At 60.2% G+C, this 18,205-nt stretch carries 15 protein-coding genes and 1 pseudogene; 6 read left to right on the top strand and 10 right to left on the bottom strand.

Going from position 1 to position 18,205, the window contains the following annotated elements:
- Window positions 1-209: 209 nt before the first annotated feature.
- Entirely contained in the window at window positions 210-2,039 is a 1,830-nt protein-coding gene (locus tag J2046_RS12330; RefSeq protein ID WP_210052104.1) for a sulfatase-like hydrolase/transferase, read from the top strand.
- A 52-nt stretch (window positions 2,040-2,091) separates the two neighbouring features.
- A complete protein-coding gene (locus J2046_RS12335) occupies window positions 2,092-3,753 on the top strand; it encodes a glycoside hydrolase family 3 protein (protein ID WP_210052106.1) in 1,662 nt (553 codons plus the stop codon).
- 34 nt (window positions 3,754-3,787) lie between these two features.
- Here the strand turns inward: J2046_RS12335 and J2046_RS12340 are convergent, their stop codons facing one another.
- Window positions 3,788-4,741, bottom strand: coding sequence for a formylglycine-generating enzyme family protein (locus J2046_RS12340; protein ID WP_210052108.1), 954 nt, complete (start codon window positions 4,739-4,741; stop codon window positions 3,788-3,790).
- Entirely contained in the window at window positions 4,738-4,968 is a 231-nt protein-coding gene (locus J2046_RS12345) for a hypothetical protein (RefSeq protein ID WP_210052110.1), read from the bottom strand. Before J2046_RS12345 ends, J2046_RS12340 begins: the two co-directional genes overlap by 4 nt.
- 68 nt (window positions 4,969-5,036) lie before the next feature.
- Here J2046_RS12345 and J2046_RS12350 point away from each other — a divergent pair, with 68 nt between their 5' ends.
- Window positions 5,037-6,407 (top strand): anaerobic sulfatase maturase, encoded by a 1,371-nt coding sequence (locus tag J2046_RS12350; RefSeq protein ID WP_210052113.1) that lies wholly within the window; start codon window positions 5,037-5,039, stop codon window positions 6,405-6,407.
- A 44-nt stretch (window positions 6,408-6,451) separates the two neighbouring features.
- On the opposite strand, the gene J2046_RS12355 is transcribed toward J2046_RS12350, so the two are convergent.
- The 7 genes from J2046_RS12355 to J2046_RS12385 all read right to left on the bottom strand — a co-directional run bounded on the left by J2046_RS12355 (window position 6,452) and on the right by J2046_RS12385 (window position 14,071).
- A complete protein-coding gene (locus tag J2046_RS12355; protein ID WP_210052114.1) occupies window positions 6,452-7,777 on the bottom strand; it encodes an NAD(P)/FAD-dependent oxidoreductase in 1,326 nt (441 codons plus the stop codon).
- A gap of 10 nt (window positions 7,778-7,787) precedes the next feature.
- Window positions 7,788-8,672 carry an ABC transporter permease gene (locus tag J2046_RS12360; RefSeq protein WP_210052116.1) on the bottom strand — a complete coding sequence of 295 codons (885 nt, stop codon included), beginning with the start codon at window positions 8,670-8,672 and terminating at the stop codon, window positions 7,788-7,790.
- A 13-nt stretch (window positions 8,673-8,685) separates the two neighbouring features.
- Complete coding sequence (locus J2046_RS12365; RefSeq protein WP_210052118.1) at window positions 8,686-9,636, bottom strand: ABC transporter permease; 951 nt, start codon at window positions 9,634-9,636, stop codon at window positions 8,686-8,688.
- A gap of 113 nt (window positions 9,637-9,749) precedes the next feature.
- On the bottom strand, window positions 9,750-11,423 hold the full coding sequence (locus tag J2046_RS12370) for a peptide ABC transporter substrate-binding protein (protein ID WP_210052120.1): 1,674 nt from the start codon (window positions 11,421-11,423) through the stop codon (window positions 9,750-9,752).
- Between the two features lie 137 nt (window positions 11,424-11,560).
- Window positions 11,561-12,892, bottom strand: coding sequence for an NAD(P)/FAD-dependent oxidoreductase (locus J2046_RS12375; RefSeq protein WP_210052122.1), 1,332 nt, complete (start codon window positions 12,890-12,892; stop codon window positions 11,561-11,563).
- Window position 12,893: 1 nt separating this feature from the next.
- Window positions 12,894-13,592, bottom strand: a complete 699-nt coding sequence (locus tag J2046_RS12380; protein ID WP_210052124.1) for an SDR family NAD(P)-dependent oxidoreductase — start codon at window positions 13,590-13,592, stop codon at window positions 12,894-12,896.
- Between the two features lie 11 nt (window positions 13,593-13,603).
- Window positions 13,604-14,071 (bottom strand): MarR family winged helix-turn-helix transcriptional regulator, encoded by a 468-nt coding sequence (locus tag J2046_RS12385; protein WP_210052127.1) that lies wholly within the window; start codon window positions 14,069-14,071, stop codon window positions 13,604-13,606.
- 492 nt (window positions 14,072-14,563) lie between these two features.
- Between J2046_RS12385 and J2046_RS12390 the strand changes: the two genes are divergently transcribed.
- From J2046_RS12390 to J2046_RS12400, 3 genes are all read left to right on the top strand, one after another.
- Window positions 14,564-15,517 carry a helix-turn-helix domain-containing protein gene (locus tag J2046_RS12390; RefSeq protein WP_210052129.1) on the top strand — a complete coding sequence of 318 codons (954 nt, stop codon included), beginning with the start codon at window positions 14,564-14,566 and terminating at the stop codon, window positions 15,515-15,517.
- A gap of 146 nt (window positions 15,518-15,663) precedes the next feature.
- Window positions 15,664-17,172: an aldehyde dehydrogenase gene (gene adh / locus J2046_RS12395; RefSeq protein ID WP_210052131.1), complete on the top strand. Its 1,509-nt coding sequence runs from the start codon at window positions 15,664-15,666 to the stop codon at window positions 17,170-17,172.
- A 265-nt stretch (window positions 17,173-17,437) separates the two neighbouring features.
- Window positions 17,438-17,659 carry a DUF982 domain-containing protein gene (locus tag J2046_RS12400; protein ID WP_210052133.1) on the top strand — a complete coding sequence of 74 codons (222 nt, stop codon included), beginning with the start codon at window positions 17,438-17,440 and terminating at the stop codon, window positions 17,657-17,659.
- 36 nt (window positions 17,660-17,695) lie between these two features.
- On the opposite strand, the pseudogene J2046_RS33815 reads toward J2046_RS12400, so the two are convergent.
- Window positions 17,696-17,800, bottom strand: a pseudogene (locus J2046_RS33815) (3-ketoacyl-ACP reductase); the annotation flags it as partial.
- Window positions 17,801-18,205 lie beyond the last annotated feature (405 nt).

Genomic DNA, 18,205 nt, shown 5'->3' on the forward strand with positions numbered 1-18,205 from the left:
ATCAGCCTCGCGACCGGCTTTTCCATCTTCGCTTACCATCCGGCGCGATTAACGAGAAATGCAAAGAACAGCTTGAGTGATAGATCAAACTCATATCTCCTTTTGTCGCGGCTTATGCATTCCGCTTATCGCTCGCGGGTGTTTTGTCAGTCCTCTCCACGTTTTGGCGATGATATCGAGATAGCCGAAGACAAGCGGGAGGAGGAGGCATGGGCGATCGGCCGAACATATTGTGTATCGTAAGCGAAGACTGCCCGCCCCGGCTTGGTGCTTATGGCGACACGCTGGCACACACGCCCAATCTTGACCGGCTGGCAAGCGACGGGGTCGTCTACGAAACGGCCAACTGCACCTCGCCGGTCTGCGCACCCTCGCGCTTTGCCATTCTGACTGGTCGCTATGCGGAAAGCTGCCCCAGAGCACAGCATATGCAGGCGCTGGCCCACCTCCCGAACGAGTTCCTGACCTACCCTGCCGAGATGCGGAAGGTCGGCTATTATTGCACCAACAATGCCAAGACCCACTACAATTGCGATGTTGATCCGGCGGAAATCTGGGACGAATCCAGCAGATCGGCTCATTGGCGCAACCGTCCCGATGACAAGCCCTTCCTCGCCGTCTTCAACTGCATGACGACGCACGAGTCCTGCACCTTCAAGGAACAGCCCGGCACCGCACGCCCCGAGGATGTCTCCCTGCCATCCTATCTGCCCGACACGCCCGGCATGCGGCAGAGCCTGGCGCGGCAGTATAATGCCATTGCGCGCATGGATGCGGAACTGGGCCAGCATCTGGCCGACCTGGAGGTCGACGGCCTCGCCGACAACACCATCATCTTCTATTTCTCGGACCACGGTTCGGCCCTGCCGCGCTCCAAGCGCTATCTTTATGATGAGGGATTGCGCGTACCCCTGATCATCCGGGTCCCGCCCAAATGGCGCCACCTCATGCCGCATGCCGCCGGAACGCATGTCAGTGCCCCGGTATCGCTCGTGGACCTCTTCCCGAGCTTCCTTGCCATTGCCGGCCTCGATAGTCCGCAGGGACTGCATGGCACGCCACTGCTGGGGCCGAAGACCGCGCCGCGCCAATATGTCTTCGGTGGCCGCGACCGGATGGGCGAACGCTACGATCTCAGCCGCACGGCGCGTTCGGAGCGGTATCGCTATATCCGCAATTACACGCCGCACCGCATGCTCGGGCAATATGTCGCCTTCGAGTGGCTCGGCGCGCACTATCAGGACTATGAGGCGGCGCGTCTGGCCGGTACGCTCAACCCCGCGCAGAAGCAGTTCTGGCGCCAAAAACCGGCCGAGGAATTCTATGATCTGCACTCCGATCCCGACGCCACGGTCGACCTGATCGATGATCCGGCGTGCGAGACCCTGATCCAGAACCACCGCGCAGCACTGGACGAGCATATGCTCGCCATACACGATACCGGCTTCATTCCCGAGCACAGCCCGGTGGAAACCTGGGAGGCGAGCCGGGACGAAACGCTCTACCCGCTCGCGGAGATCATGGACCTTGCGCTTGCCGCCGCTGCCCGAAACAGGGAGAATGCGCCGACCCTTTTGAGCAAGCTGTCTCATCCCTCACCGGTCTTGCGCCATTGGGCCGCCAAGGGGCTGCTCATGCTTTCTTCCTCGGGGCAGCCTCTACCCGAAGGCCTTGCGGCCGCCTATGCGAAGGAACCGGACCCACAAATCCGCATCCCGCTAGCCGAAGCGCTCGGTCATGCAGGGGACGCCCGTCATTGGGTGAGCGAAATAACGCGGATTCTCCGCACGGAACCAGACCCGCGCATCAAGCTGCAGGCCCTCGACGCGTTGACCTGGTTGCCGCCATTCCCCGACATCTCGCTCGCCGACGTGCGTGCGCTGCATGATGACGAAGACACCTATCTGCGCCAATCCTCCGATTATCTGGCCCAGCGGCTGGACGGCACCTACAGGCCGACCAACACGATCTTCGACTGGAGCAGACTCGATGCCGAAGGGCAGATGGGCAGGCAGAAGGCCGGCACGACCCGGCAATAGCCGCAATGAAGTCCTGTAAGATGCGCTACTTTTCGTTTGATTGGATATAGCCATGACGCTCACCTTGGATCACCTGACGAAAGCCCCCTTCAATCTCGATCGCGAAGCGGTTGCCTGGGTGGAACGCACGTTCCAGGCCCTCGATGAAACGTCCCGTGCCGCTCAGCTTTTCAACCTGAACTCCAAGGGCGATGACCGTCAGACGGAAACCGCCCGCCTTCGGCACCTGAAGCCGGGCGGCATCACCCGCTTCTTCGGCTCCGACGGCAGGGCGGAACGCGAGCATATGGCCGCCATTCAGGCGGAGGCCGACATCCCGCTTCTGGTGTCCGCCGATCTCGAAGGCTCCCGCATGAGCCTTTCCTTCGGCACGCCCGTTCCCAATCCGCTGGCGCTCGCGGCAGTGGACGATGTTCCGCTCACCGAAGCGATCTCCGACCTCATGGCGCGCGAGGCCCGCTCCGTGGGTATCAACTGGTCCTTCACCCCGGTCCTCGACATCAATGCGGCCTTCCGCAGCCCGATCGTCGCGACCCGCGGATACGGCTCCGACCCGGCGCTCATCGAGCGTCACGCGCTGGCGCAGATGCGTGCCTTCCAGCGGCTGGGTGTTGCAGCCACCGTCAAGCACTGGCCGGGCGAAGGATATGACGAGCGCGACCAGCATCTCGTCACGACGATCAATCCGCTGTCGATGGAAGACTGGCGTGCGACCTTCGGAAAACTCTACAAGGCTGCCATCGACCATGACGTCAAGTCGGTCATGTCGGCCCATATCGCGCTGCCGGCCTATATCCTCGAACGCGATCCCGACGCCGGAGAAGAAGCCTATCTGCCGGCTTCGATTTCGGCGGCACTCAATCTCGACCTGCTTCGCGGCGAACTTGGCTTCAACGGCCTCATCGTCTCGGATGCAAGCGAGATGGCGGGCCTGTCAGGCGTCATGCCGCCATGTGAGGCCAAGATCGAGATCATCGCGGGGGGCTGCGACATGGTGCTCTTTTCCTCCGATCCGGAAACGGAAATCGCCGCCGTGCGCGACGCCGTCCATTCCGGACGCATCACCGCCGAGCGCTTTGCCGACGCGGTGACCCGGGTCCTGGCGCTGAAGGCCTCGATCGGGCTGCACCGGAGGGGCGAAACGCCGGCGCACATCACCGATGCGGCTGCGCAACAACTGGCGGCAGACGCTTTCGCGCGCGCCCCGACGCTGGTGAAGGACCGCACCGGCACCCTGCCGCTGGACCTTGCGAAACACCGGCGCATCCTCGTCGTATCCGGCGGGATCGTCGAACCCATGCAGAACGCCCGGCTGGACTTCAAGCTGCCGGAGATGCTGGCAAGCGAGGGGTTCGAGATCACCCTCCATCGGTACGGCACACTCCTTGATGCGGAAGGACAGGATCTTGTGCTCTATCTCTTCGGCGAGGAGACGCTTCTGACGCGCGGGCGCATTTTCCTCGACTGGCTTTCGCTCCACGGCGATTTCCGGGCGGCCATGAAGCGGTCCTGGACACGGCTGCCGACGGTGATGATCTCCTTCGGCTTCCCCTACTACCTCTACGACGCCCCAAGAGTGCCGACCTACATCAACGCCTACTCGACCCACGAGGCAATGCAGAAGGCGGTGCTTGAGGCGCTCATGGGCAGACGCCCGTGGAACCGGAAGAATCCCATCGATCCCTTTTCTGGCGCTCCGGATGCCAGGTTCTAGGCGGATGCGACCGCCCTGCGGGATTTCCGCGATATCAACCTGCTCGACGCTCACCGGGCCGAACATCATAGGCGATGCGGAAGCCGGTATTGCTTGACGCGCTGTCGGGTGACAGGCCCATGCGGGCGGCGATCCTGTATCGATAGCAGTAGCTCTTGTGGCACAGAAACGAACCGCCCTTCAGCAGCTTGTCGGCACTCTTTTTTGCCTGTTCATTGCGAATTTTCGCCTGGCGCGTGAGCGATCGCACGCGGAACGGATCGCTCGTCCATTCCCATATGTTGCCGGCGAGATTGTAGAAGCCGTCCTCGGTCGGTGTGAAGCTGCGCGCCGGCGCGGTGCCGAAAAATCCATCCGCCAGCGTGTTCTGGTGCGGAAACCGGCCCTGCCAGATATTGCAGAAGACTTTCGCGTCCGTCGGCTCTTCGTCGCCCCAGGGATAACGGCGGCGACGATTGCCGCCCCGTGCCGCATGTTCCCATTCCGCTTCCGTGGGAAGGCGCCCGCCGACCCAGTGCGCAAACGCCATGGCGTCATTCCACGACACTTGCGTCACCGGATGATCCATCCTGTTCTCGATCGAACTGCCCGGCCCTTCCGGAGCCTTCCAGATCGCCCCGTCCACCCGCCCCCACCACGGCGTGCCCGCGACATTATTGGCTGCAAGTTCCCGATCGTTCAGCAATCCCATGAACACCGCGGCGCAGCCGAATTTCTCCGCTTCGGTGACGTAGCCAGTCGCCTCAACGAATTCGGCAAAGCGCGCGACGGTAACGGTTTCGGCCTCGAGAAAGAAATCGTTGATGGTGACCCTGCGTTCCGGCCCCTCGCCGTCGACGGCGATGACAGGGTTGTTGGTACCGACGAAGGTCTCGCCGCCCTTGACTGCGATCACCCCCCCCGCCTTGCCCCGCGACGAAACCTTCGGCGCTTCGCCCGATCCTTCGTTTCCATTGTTTCGGCTGACGGCCGAACAGCATCCGCTCATTGTATCTTTCCGAACTTTTCCATCCCGGCGAACTGCACTTTCAGTAAACTACCTGCCGCGGTGGAAAAGCTTTCGAGATGGAACATGTGCGAGCCGCCGCGTGGCGTTGACGCCAGGGTTCCCGTCTCACGCAACTCCTTCCGCGGCAGGCGGTCATGGGTCGCAGGTTCGATGCAGAACACGTTTATCCCATCGTGGGCATTGCACAAGGTCTGCAGGAAAGGCATGCCGCCCCAGCCTATCCCGGTCCATTGAAATGAACGCCCGTAACGTAAAAGCCAGGTGAATATGTCCGATGGAGGTAATCGCGCGCTCCAAATTTCGCTCGGACTTGCGCAATGACAAGGACGAAAAACGGCTCGTTCGATATAGGCGGATAGCCGGCCTCGCGAGGAACCCTAGCTGGAACTCCCCTAATCCGCGAGGCCCCGCGATGTCTCATGCGTTTCACGTCATGGCCAAACCCATCGGCCCCAAATGCAACCTCGATTGCACCTATTGCTATTACCTGGAGAAGGAAGCCCTGTACCCCGGCGAACGCCGGTTTCGGATGTCGCCGGATATTCTGGAAACCTTCATCCGTGACTACATTGCCAGCCAAAGCAGCATCGGACAAAAGGAGATATGGTTCGCCTGGCAAGGCGGAGAGCCGACCCTTCTCGGGCTGGACTACTTCAGGACCATCGTTGCGCTGCAAAGGAAGCACTGCCCTCCCGGCCGAACCATCGCGAACGCCTTGCAGACGAATGGAACGCTGCTGGATGCGGATTGGGGGCAATTCCTGCGTCAGGAAAGGTTCCTGGTTGGCTTGAGTCTTGATGGCCCTCCTCACCTTCATGACCATTACAGGCGCGACAGACGGGATTTGCCAAGCTCTGCGCGCGTCCTGAACGCCTGGGAACTGCTCAATCGCCACAAGGTGGAAACCAATATTCTATGCGTCGTCAACAAGCACAACGCGGCCTTCCCTTTGGATGTCTACCGCTATCTCCGTGAACTTGGCGTCGATTTCATACAATTCATTCCTCTGGTCGAGCGCGTTGATCCGAAAGGTCACCTCGCGCCTTCGCCGCACCCCGGGGACGAAGGAAACGTGGTGACTCCCTGGAGCGTCACGCCGGAAGACTATGGCCGGTTTCTGTGTAGCATTTTCGATGAGTGGGTCCGCCACGACGTCGGCAAGATCTTTGTCCAGCTATTCGATCTGCAGCTCAGTGTATGGATGGGACAGCCGGCCTCGCTATGCGTGTTCGCGGAAACCTGCGGTACCGGTCTTGCGCTCGAACACAATGGGGACCTCTATGCCTGCGACCACTACGTCTATCCTGAATATCGACTGGGCAACATCAAGGATACGCCGATAGCCGACCTGGCCGCCCTGCCGCAACAGTTGCAGTTCGGCCTCGACAAGCGAAGCGGGCTGCCCGGGATGTGCAAGGAGTGCCGATGGCGGTTTGCCTGCCATGGCGGCTGCCCAAAGCACCGCTTCCTGCCGGCAATTGGAGACGAGACTGAACGCGTCAATTATTTCTGCCGGTCCAATCGCATGTTCTTCGAACATGCCGCTCCCTATCTGGGAATGATGGCAGAGCTTCTGCGTCGGGGCCAGCCGCCTGCCCGTATCATGGACCTGCTCGGCGGCCTGGCCGTCCGCCCGGACATGTAGGCGCTGCTGCGGGACGCCTTGGGCATATTGCCTCGCCTGCAGCCTTACGCATGCGGCGGCAATGGAGCGCCGGCAAGTTTTGCCGTGAGATTGTCTCGGAAACGGTAGTAGCGCAATGTCATCGCCGGAGCGAAACTCATGTAGAAAGGCGCCGCCGAGAGCGGTTCCAACTTCAGCGCCAGTTCGTCGTCCGGCTTGCCAAGAGCCCATTCCGACAGGACTGAGCCAAGCATGGAGCCGGTCGGCACGCCGCGCCCGGAAAGGCCGGTGAGCGCCACGACACCCGGTGCGAGATTGTAGAAACGAGGAACTGTCCGGTATTGCATGTCCAATTCTCCGAACCAGAAATACTCCCAGCGGATGTCGGTGCGGATCTGCGGATGCAGCCATTTCAACCGGTCGGTCATCACCTGCCGTGTATAAGTCATGTCGCTGCCGCGCCTGCCCATCGGGAACATGGAGGCGACGATGCGGCCCTCGCGATTGTACTTGTAGACATAGATGTCGCCCCGCCCGTCATGGATCGTAGTGTTCCGCGGCAATACCGTCCGGCGCTCGTCCTCGGACAGCGGCTGCGTGGCGGCTACGAAGACGCGCTGAATTTTGAAAGTCCGGTCGAGCTTTGGCCAGCCGCCAACCGTGTAGGCGCCGGTCGTGAAAAGCACTTTGTCTGCAATGACCTCTCCCTTCTCCGTTTTCACCGACCAGCCGCCGCCGGCATGACGCTCGCAGCCGGTCACCGGAGAGTGAATAAAGATCCGGGCTCCTTCGGACATGGCCGCTCGCGTCAGGCCACGTGCATAGGAAAGCGGGTTGAGATGCCCCCCTTCCGGGTGAAGCCAGCCACCATGAAAGCGCGGGCTGCCGGTAATCGCCTCAACCTCGTTTCTGTCAATCAGACGGGTCCCGGCACCGACTGCATTATATGTATCGACCTTGGCCCGAAGTTTCGAAAGCGCCCCGGGATTGGCGGCGGCCATCACGTAGCCGTTCTGCACCCACTCGCAGTCGATCTGGTAGTCGCGGATCATCGCCGAGACACGGTCGTTTGCCCGTGTCTGGCGCTCGATGAGGCGATCCGCCCAGGGTTTTCCGAGCATTGCCCGGAGTTCCGGCAGGCTATAATGGGTGAAGGTCGGAGTGCAATGGCCGGCGTTGCGGCCGGACCCGCCGAAGCCCGTCTCCCGCGCCTCGATGAGCGCGACCTTCACCCCGGCGCGGGCGAGCTCCAGCGCCGTCGTAAGCCCCGTATAGCCGCCGCCGACGACGGCGACATCAGTCCTCACTATGCCCGCAAGCTCCGGCGTCTCGGGAGCAGGAACGGCGGTCGCATACCAGAGCGACGCCTCGAAGGGTGAAAAGCGCGCCATCTGCCTCTCCTCAATCGATATCGCTACGGGCGTCGAGCGCGTCGCGCAGTCCGTCACCGATGAAGTTGAAGCTGGTGACCGCAAGCGTGATCGCCACACCTGGCACGATGGCGAGCCAGGGCGCTCGGTCGAGATACTGCTGGGCACCGTTCAGCATGTTGCCCCAGCTCGGCAACGGCGGCTGAATGCCATAACCCAGGAAGCTCACATAAGCTTCGAGGAGAATGGCGCGAGCGACGGTGAGAGTGGCGGCCACGATGATCGGACCGATCGCGTTCGGCAAAAGCTCCCGGAACATGATCTTCGTATCCCTGAGGCCGAGCATGCGTGCGGCCATCACGAAATCGCGTTCCCGCAGCGACCGGATCTCGGCCTCAACGATACGGGCAATCTCCATCCAGCTTGTCACGGCAATGATGACGGTGATCATGAACGGGCTCGGCTTGATGAAGGCTGCGAGCACCAGGAGAAGGAAGATCGAGGGAAAGGACAGGAACGCATCGACGAAACGCATCAACGCCGCTCCCAGCCGCCCCCCATAATAGCCGGCAGTGATGCCGATCACCGTACCGATCGCTGTGGAAAGCAGCATGGCGAAGAAACCGACGAGCAGAGAGATTCGCCCGGCCATGAACAGGCGGGCCGCAATATCTCGACCGAGCGGGTCCGTACCGAAGATATGCGCTCCAGTCATCGGCGAGGCGAAGCGGGCCCGGATGTCGATATAAAGCTCATCATAGGGCAGCAGCCAGGGACCGCAAACGCAGGCGAAAGTGAGGATGACAATCATAGCCAAGCCGATGAGAGCGAGACGATGGCGCATGAAACGGCGCAGCGTGCGGCTTTGCCACCAGTGAATTCGCTCCACGGCGATAGGGGAAGCGACAGCGGACATGAGCGATCTCCTTTCAACCGAGCCGAATGCGGGGATCGACGAATGCAACAAGCAGATCGGCAATCAGATTGCCGGCCAGCACGAGCATGGCGGAGAACATCAGAAGCCCCATGACCACCGGATAATCGTTATAGCCGAGGCTATCGAGGAAAAGCCGCCCCATGCCTGGCCAGGTGAAGACCGTTTCGGTGACCAGGGCACCGCCGAGGATGCTTGGCAGTTGAACACCGGCAAGTGTAATCATCGGCAGGAGCGCATTGCCGACCACGTGCTTCATCATGACCGTTCGCTCCGGCAAGCCTTTGGCGCGCGCCGTGCGGACGAAATCCTGGTTGATGACGTCCAGCGTCGCGGTACGCATGTATCGCCCCCAGACGGCCACGTTGACGAAAGCGAGGACCAGACTCGGCATGATGAGGTGGATCGCATAGTCGCCGAAGGATCCGTCGCCAATCGTGTACATGTTGCCGGCGGGAAGCCACTTCAACCATAGCGAGAAGACATAAATCGCAACAAGACCGAACCAGAAGGTCGGGATCGACAGCGCCACCATGGCACCGACCGTCGCTGCATAATCGAAGACCGAATATCGCTTCACCGCACCCTTGATGCCGATCCAGGTGCCGACGAGGATCGAGATCAGGGTCGAGGTTCCCATCAGCAGCAGCGTGGCGAAGAGATGCCGGCCGATGACATCCAGTACCGGCTGGTTGTCGCGATAGGAGCGGCCCCAATCTCCCTGCACGAGGTGCCACAGCCAATCGGCATATTGGACGGGCAGAGGCCGGTTGAGGCCCATCTGTTCGGCCAGCCGGTTAAGCGCTTCCTGCGTCATGCCGGGTGTCAGCGCATATTGAGACAGCGGCCCGCCCGGAGCGAGATTGAGGACGGCAAAGCCGATCATCGAGACGATGACGAGCAGGACAAGGCTTTGCCAGAGCCTGCCGAGGAGATAGTGAAACATGGCGGTCTCCGATTGTACCGGGCCGGCAACCGGTGCACTTGCGTGCCGCTCATTCCGGACCTGGTTGGACGGAATACGAGAGGACCCGACCGATCGCGGGTCCTCCAGACGAGTTAGGACGCCCAATACCAGCTTGCGACGTTCCAACTGTCGATGCGCACGTTGATGTTTGGCTCCACGCCATCGACGCCTGCCTTGTGACCGCGAACGATGGCGTATTGGAAGAGCGGCAGAAGCGGCAGGTCGTTCCGGACCGTTTCCTGGATCTTGAAATAGATCTTCTTCCGTTCCTCGGGCACGAAAATCGTACCGCCTTCCTCAAGCAGCTTGTCCACGGTGGGATTGGCATATTGCCACGTGTTCTGTCCCGCTCCTCCCTTTGCGGCGGAGGACGTGGATTTCATGTAATCCGACGTATCCGGATCCGCGCCGGTCAGGAAGTTGATGCCGACGACGACGGAGTCGAACTGGGACATCATCCAATAATCACCCCACATGACGGCCGGCGGCAGGTTAGAGATCTTCATCTCGATGCCCAATTCCTTGAAGGATTGCTGGAGATATTGCTGCACCTGTTCCCGGATATGATTGCCGGCCGTCGTGGAGTTGGTGAACGAGAGCTTTACCCCGTCTTTCGCTCGTATGCCGTCGGAGCCGAGCTCCCAACCCGCGTCGTCCAGCAGCTTCTCCGCGGTTTCCATATTGTATTCATGCTTCGGCAGGTCCGGATTGTAATAGAAGGACTGCTGCGGCATGTAGCTTTCGGTCGGAGTGGGCAGGCCATAATAGAGCGCATCGATGATCGTCTGCTTGTCGATGGCAGCATAGAGCGCCTTGCGTACCGCCGGGTCCTTGAATTGCGGCTTTTCCATGTTGAATGAAAAGGATTCGACGGTTGCCATCGGCACGACGTTGACTTTCTTGCCATCGAGGCTCTTGGCTTCGTCATAATGATCCGGGGTAATGTACTGAAGGCCAATGACATCGATGTCGCCGGTCTTGAACTGGGTGTAGAGCACCGTCAGATCCGGGATGTATTTGTAGATGACCCGCTCCAAATACGGACCGTCACCGAAATAATCCGCGTTCGCTTCAAGCTCGATATGGTCGCCGGCGACACGGTTCCCCCACCTGAAGGCGCCCGTTCCGATCGGCGCATTGTTGAACGGAGCCGTGTTCTTGTCGGCCACACCGTCGAAGGCGTGCTTTGGCACGATGAAGGTGGCGGCGAGAATCGAGGCATAGGGTGCGAAGGCCACCGCCATCTTCCAGGTGATTTCTGTCGGGGAAACGACGGTCAGTTCGCGCACATGCTCATGACCGGTCTTGCGCCAGCTGCGGAAATTCGGATCGACAAGCAGCTCCAGCGTGAACTTTACGTCTTCGGCTGTGAAGGGTTTGCCGTCATGCCACTTCACACCGTCCCGCAGCTTGATCTTCCAGGTGAGTCCATCAGCCGAAATGCCGCCGTTCTCGACGCTCGGCACTTCCCTGGCAAGCGCCGGATAGAAGCTGCCGTCCGGCCCGATGCCGAAAAGAGGATCGAAGATCGAGAACGAGACGCCTTCATCCACCTCGATATGCGGCATATGGGGATTGAATACGGTCGGCTCCTGCGAAAAGCCGATGATGACTTTGCCGGTCGGCTTGGCGGGCGGAGCGGCTTGAGCTTCGCCCTTGCCGAGGATATTCGGCATGAAAAGACCTGCAGAACCTGCCGCCATCATCAGCGTCAGTGCCTGCCGCCGAGTGGGATGCGTAAAAACTGTAACTTCCTTGTCTGACATAGCTGTACCCCTTTGTTGATTTTCTGGAACTGCTTATCTGACCGCCCTCTTGCGGGACGTTGACGGTGATACGCCGCCGGGGCGGCGCCTCTGCGAAGGGCTCCGGGGAAACCGGGCCGTAAAGGCAGAAGCGGCTCCTAGAAGCCGCTGATCAGTTCGATCTTCGAGCCATCGGAAAAACGGCCGAAACGGAAGGCCTTCCGATCGACGACCGGCTCGCGGCCGGTGACGATATCGGCCATCAGGCGGCCCGCAGCCGGACCGATGCCAAAACCGTGGCCGGAAAAGCCCGTGGCGACATGGAAGCCCGGTATGGCATCCAGCGCGTCAATCACCGGAACCGCATCCGGCGTAACGTCGATAAGCCCTGCCCAGCGCTGGGTGATTTCCGCCCTTTCAAAAACCGGAAACGCCTTCTTCAGCTTGGCGAGCGCACTCTCGGCCATCGCCTTGGACGGGATCGGGTCAAGGACGCGATGGTATTCGAAGGGGCTTGGCTCATCGAGCTCCCAGCGCCGTGGAATGCGGTATTCGTCATAAAACCGGCCGCCGAACCGGAAGCTCAATGAACGCCATTCATGCATCAGCGCCGGCAGGAACTTCGTCGCATATCGGAACGAGGCTGGCACGATATCCACGATGTTCTGGAAGCCGTTGGCGATCGTGTAGCCGCCATCCTGGCGTTTGCGGATGGCAAAGCCGCTCGACCAGATGGCTTCCTCCGGCCCACCTTCCAGAGGCTTGGTGCGCATGACCGAGTTCATGACCTTGAGTTGCGGCAGGTCGAGGCCGTTGTTGCCGAGAAAGAGGCTGGACCAGGCACCGCCCGCAAGGACGACGAACTTGCAGGCAATCTCTCCACGCTCGGTGACGACGCCGGACACCCGGCCGCCGGAAAGCTGCAAGCCGCGCACGGCGCATTCGGTCAAAATATGGGCGCCCTTGTCGCGCGCCGCCTCGGCGATCGCCGGAGCGGCTTTTTGCGGCTCAGCGCGGCCGTCGGCGGCGGTGTACAACGCGCCGGCAAGCTTCATGTCGGAACCGGGATATTTTTCCCTGAAGTCCTTGGCGCTCAGCATGCGGGACTCGAACTGGTAACCTTCCAGATTCTTGTTCCAGCGCTCGTGTTCTGCATAAGCCTTGTCGTCCGCGCAGGTGAACACGATGCCTGCGCGTTTGTAGCCGGTATCGCGACCCGTGCGGCGGTCAAGATCTGCCCATATGCGCAACGCCTCGGCCATCAGCGGAACTTCACGCGGATCCCGCCTGGAGATACGCACCCAACCCCAGTTACGGCTCGACTGCTCATGGCCTATGCCGCCTTTTTCGCAGAGCGCCACGCGCATGCCCCGTTCTGCAAGTTCCAGCGAGGTGGAAGTGCCTATGATACCGCCGCCGATAACAACGACATCGACCTCTTTCGGCAGCTCCGCATCACCCTGAACGGGAACGACATAGGGTCCGGGCATGTCAGAAGGACTCCTCCAGCTGGCAATTTATGGCGAACTCTGCGACCGACGCCTCGTTCGGCAAAGAAACGAGCATCACGATAATGCGGGCAAGATCGTCTGGGCTCGTCATCAGCCGATTATCCCGGTCGGTCAGGCCGCGGGCCATGTCAGTCGCGACGAAGCCCGGACAAACGGCGGTTGCGCGGATACCCTGATCGAAGCCGGCATGGCGAAGGGCGTGAGCCAGCCCGACCGCCGCAAACTTGCTGACCGAATAGGTTCCGGAGCGAGCTGATTTCACCCGCTTTCCGGAGAGCGAAGCGATGATGATGATCCTGCCTTGCCCGCCTGCCGCAAGCGGCTCCCACGCGGCCCGGGCGAGCTGACGCGGCGCCCTCACATTGACAGTCAGCATTGCGTCGAGGTCTTCGTCTTCGGCCTCGATCACGGTTTTGGCGACCATGACACCGGCATTGGCTATGATGGCGTCGATGCGGCCGAACCGTGCCAGAGCAGCCGCTGCCCAGCGCGCCCCGGCTTTCGGATCAGTCGCGTCGTAACCGAATACCTGGTGTCGGTTCTCATCTGCCCAGACAGGCAATACCGGCGACCGCATGCCCAGGGAAACTCTCCAGCCTTCCGCCGCGAAGGCTTCTGCCGCGGCGGCGCCGATACCGCGATTGGCACCTGAGATCAAAACCACCTTTTCATCTGCCATGGTCCTGATCCTCAGGCTTCGTCGTTGGGCTCAAGCCCGACGACGCGGCGATAGGTACGCCCGAGAACCCGGATCAGCATCGCGTGCTCCTCGTCCGTTATGTCGGAAAAGAAATCCCGCGACTGCCTGGTGATAATCGGACGGATACGATCAGCGAGTTCCCTTCCCTTCCCCGTGATGTAAAGAGCCTGTGCGCGATTGTCGTCCGATGAAACTTCGCGCGTCAGCAGTCCGTGCTCTTCCATCTGCTCGAGCAGCCTTCCCATCGCCGAGCGATCTTTCAGGATCATTTGCGCAATTACCGAAGGTCGTATTCCCGGATGCCGATCCACCAGAAGCAGCGTCGTAATCTTACCGGTGCCGCGGGCTACATCGAGCCCTTCGAGGCTTTGGTCGAGATCGCGGGAGACTGCCATATTCAGCGATCTGATATAGAAGCTCAGCGTGTCCTCAAGCACGTCGAGCCCGATTTCGGTCATCGGATTCCGCGTCGCTTTCGGATCGCTGGCCATCATCCCTCGCAAAAGCAAAACCATTCCCACCAGCCAAGACGAAATTCGTCGGCCAAGAGATTCTTACCGCAAAGACATGATTAACCGTTTTCCGGTTAATCGCCGAAAGCGCATAATTTCCAGAAGCTTGGTACATCAACAAGAGCGTCATTCTGCTTGAGACGGTCCGCGCTCTTTTCGTATTGCAGTTTTCATTCAACGCCCATTAGTGGACTTATGCAACTATTATTTTGCCCGAGCGCCCTAAAATTTTCCACACCCCCTTAATGCACAAACATTGGGCAGGCGTTGCGATTCGCAGCCACAACGCCGTGGAGATGTTCGGCGAGCGCTTCGAGTGCTCGGGTGCGAATGCTCGCTTTCCATTCTTGAGAAACGGCAAATCGCATTAGACCTTCGGCGCAGTTGCGGCATGATCTTTTTCACGGGACAATCGGGCATGTTCTGCGGGAGGAGCCAATGAACCAGCATGTCACGCATGCAAATCAGGTCTACGCATCCGCGCAGTCCGCAGCCGCGAGTTCCCGGGTCGTGGCATCGTGGCGACGCTGCATGACCATGCACCGTCTTTCGCCGGAGGAGAAACGGCTGCCCATACGGCTGACGGAGGAGGAACTGCGGTTGGCGCGTGAGCGATCCGGCAAATTGGTCGCCCATGCCACGGGGGAACTCGATCTCCTCTTTCAAACGGTCGGCAGGGCTGGCTGCTGCCTGCTGCTGACCGATCGTGGCGGCATCGCACTCGAGCGGCGCGGGGTGGCGGGAGACGACAAGGATTTCCATGACATCGGTCTATGGACCGGCTCCATTTGGTCCGAAGCCAGCATCGGCACAAACGGGATCGGCACGGCAATTGCCGACGAACGTTCCGTTTCCATCATCCGTGATCAGCATTTCTTCGCGTCCACCACCAATCTGAGCTGCACGACCGCGCCGATCCGCGATCATCGCGCGCAGCTTGTTGGAGCGCTGGATGTTTCGACCTGCCGCGACGACATCAATGAGATCACCCTCTCGATCATCTCGCAGACTGTCCGCGAAGCCGCCATGCGGATCGAACTGCAGTTGTTTTGCAGTGCGTTCGCAGCCGCGCGTTTCATCGTGGTGCCGACGGAGAGTAGCGCAGTCTCGGCATTGCTCGCGGTGGATGGGAATGACATGGTAATCGGTGCGACCAGGGCGGCACGTCTGGCACTCGACATTGACGACCAGCGGATTGCCGGCGGCATGCCCGCATCGGACCTCCTCGATGAAGAGGCCAATCCGGAACAGGAAGGCTTGCGGGGAGCGGAACGCGCGGCTCTTCTGAGGGCGCTGTCGCGCACCAACGGCAATGTCTCGCAGGCAGCGATATCTCTCGGCATGAGCCGGGCGACCTTGCACCGCAAGATCAAGAGGCTCGGATTGCACTGATGCAAAGGAATCCGGCAGGCTGAATGTGTCGCAGATTTGCGACACTGTGCAATGCGGTATGACGCTGCGGCTCTGTCATCCGGATCAGAAGATGGGCAGTTTCTCCCTCAGGTTCGTCGTGAACCTGGTTATTCCGGGAGGATCAGATGCTGCATCAGAAAATTATCGAATCTCCGTTCAAGCTCAAATACGGCAACTATATCGGCGGCGATTGGCGTGAGCCGATCGGCGGCCGGTATTTCGACAATATCACGCCGGTTACCGGCGGAAAGATCTGCGAAATACCGCGATCCGACGAGAAGGATATCGAGGCCGCGCTCGACGCCGCGCATGCCGCAAAGGACAAATGGGGCCGAACCTCGACCACCGAGCGCGCCAATATCTTGATGAAGGTCGCGCAGCGGATGGAAGATAAACTGGAGGTGCTTGCCCAGGCCGAGAGCTGGGATAACGGCAAGCCGATCCGCGAGACGATGGCCGCCGACATCCCGCTGGCAATCGATCACTTCCGCTACTTCGCCTCCTGCATCCGCGCCCAGGAAGGATCGATCGGCGAGATCGACCACGATACCGTCGCTTATCATTTCCATGAGCCTTTGGGTGTCGTCGGGCAGATCATCCCGTGGAATTTCCCGATCCTGATGGCGGCCTGGAAGCTTGCCCCGGCACTTGCCGCCGGCAATTGCGTCGTCATCAAACCGGCCGAGCAGACGCCGGCTTCCATCCTTGTCTGGGCCGAAATCGTCGGCGACCTCCTGCCGGCCGGCGTGCTTAACATCGTCAACGGCTTCGGCCTCGAAGCCGGCAAACCGCTTGCCACGAGCAACCGGATCGCCAAGATCGCCTTCACGGGCGAAACCTCCACCGGACGGCTCATCATGCAATATGCAAGCCAGAACCTGATCCCGGTAACGCTCGAACTCGGCGGCAAATCGCCCAATATCTTCTTTGCCGACGTGATGGTCGAAGACGACGATTTCCTTGATAAGGCGCTGGAAGGTTTTGCGATGTTCGCGCTGAACCAGGGTGAGGTCTGCACTTGTCCGAGCCGTGCACTCATTCAGGAAGCGATCTACGATCGCTTCATGGAAAAGGCGATCAAGCGCGTTGACGCGATCAAGCAGGGCAATCCCCTCGATCCCTCGACAATGCTCGGAGCGCAAGCTTCTCACGAACAACTCGAAAAGATCCTCTCCTATCTCGACATCGGCAGGCAGGAAGGTGCCGAGGTTTTGACCGGTGGAGCGCGTAACGATCTCGGTGGAGAGCTTTCGAACGGCTATTACGTGAAGCCCACCATTTTCCGGGGTCACAACAAGATGCGCATCTTTCAGGAGGAGATCTTTGGTCCGGTGGTCTCCGTCACGACCTTCAGGGACGAGAAGGAGGCGCTCGAAATCGCCAATGACACGCAGTATGGCCTTGGCGCCGGTGTGTGGACGCGCGACGGGATGAGAGCCTATCACTTCGGGCGCGAGATCCAGGCAGGGCGCGTCTGGACGAACTGCTATCATGCCTATCCGGCGCATGCCGCCTTCGGCGGCTATAAGCAATCCGGCATCGGTCGCGAAACGCACAAGATGATGCTCGACCACTACCAGCAAACCAAGAACATGCTGGTGAGCTACGATCCCAAGCCACTCGGTTTCTTCTGATTTTCAAGAAACCGAGTGGCTCCCGGTGAGGTCGGGAGTTCCCGGTCGTGCCCAGTCTTCCCATAAGAAGGCTGGGCAAGGCAACAGGCGGCCATCGTCATTCGCACTAGGCAATCCGCCTACGGGCCGGGAAATTCGGCAGGCATTTTGCCAGCATCATCGGCGATTTCGAAAATCCCTGCTGATAGCGCGTTTCGTTTTCTCGGACACCCGCTTCATTGCCTTTCCGAGCGGCGGCGCTAACTCCAAGGAAGGAGGAACGACAATGCTGACGCTGCGATGGGACAAACCTGTCCGCGCCGGTGGCCATTTGATATTCGGGCCGCTCGAAGCGCACAACTTCATGATATCCGACTGGCCTCATCGGAAGGACCACGACTTCGCGATTGCGGAAAACGCAATACTTGCGGCGTTGGATGGACGACAATCACCTGACGAGGCGCGCGAAAAGTTTGAAGCGGCGTTGAAGTCAGCGCAGCTCAATTAGACCAATTGCCGAACGATAATTCTTTCACCATCGGCAGAGGCCGACGATGCCGCTCGAGAAATCGACGACGCGACCTCCGTCACGCAACCGTCTGGCAGCCTCCCAGAGGCAATCGAACGTGCCTTTGAGATTGACCGCGAGAATACCTCACCGTGCGGATGGGGGCTGGTTTACAGCAAGAGCCTGTTTTCCGCTCTGACGGTCTCAGGCCCGCGTCCAGTTGAAGCATCCCGCTGGCAGGATCGAATTGCCGATCAGGAGCGTGCCATGATCGTAAAACTGCTTCGCATCCCCTCCGCTGGATATGTCGACGGCCCAGACGGTATCGGACCTCGGTCGTAGCCACGGCCTTTCTCCTTCGCCCGACAACAAGGTAAGGCGCCCGAAGTTCGGAGCGACCCTTGAAATAACAACATTATACAATATTTTAGAATGTATAATTATTGTAATCAAGGAGATGGCATGAAAGAGGCCGCGGCCGTTGAGAGAACGGATCACTGACATGCAGGTGAAGATCGAGGGACAGTCACACTTCCGGCCTTTGGG

Origin of the sequence: Neorhizobium petrolearium (genome assembly GCF_017873175.1) — a bacterium.
Classification (GTDB): Bacteria; Pseudomonadota; Alphaproteobacteria; order Rhizobiales; family Rhizobiaceae; genus Neorhizobium; species Neorhizobium petrolearium.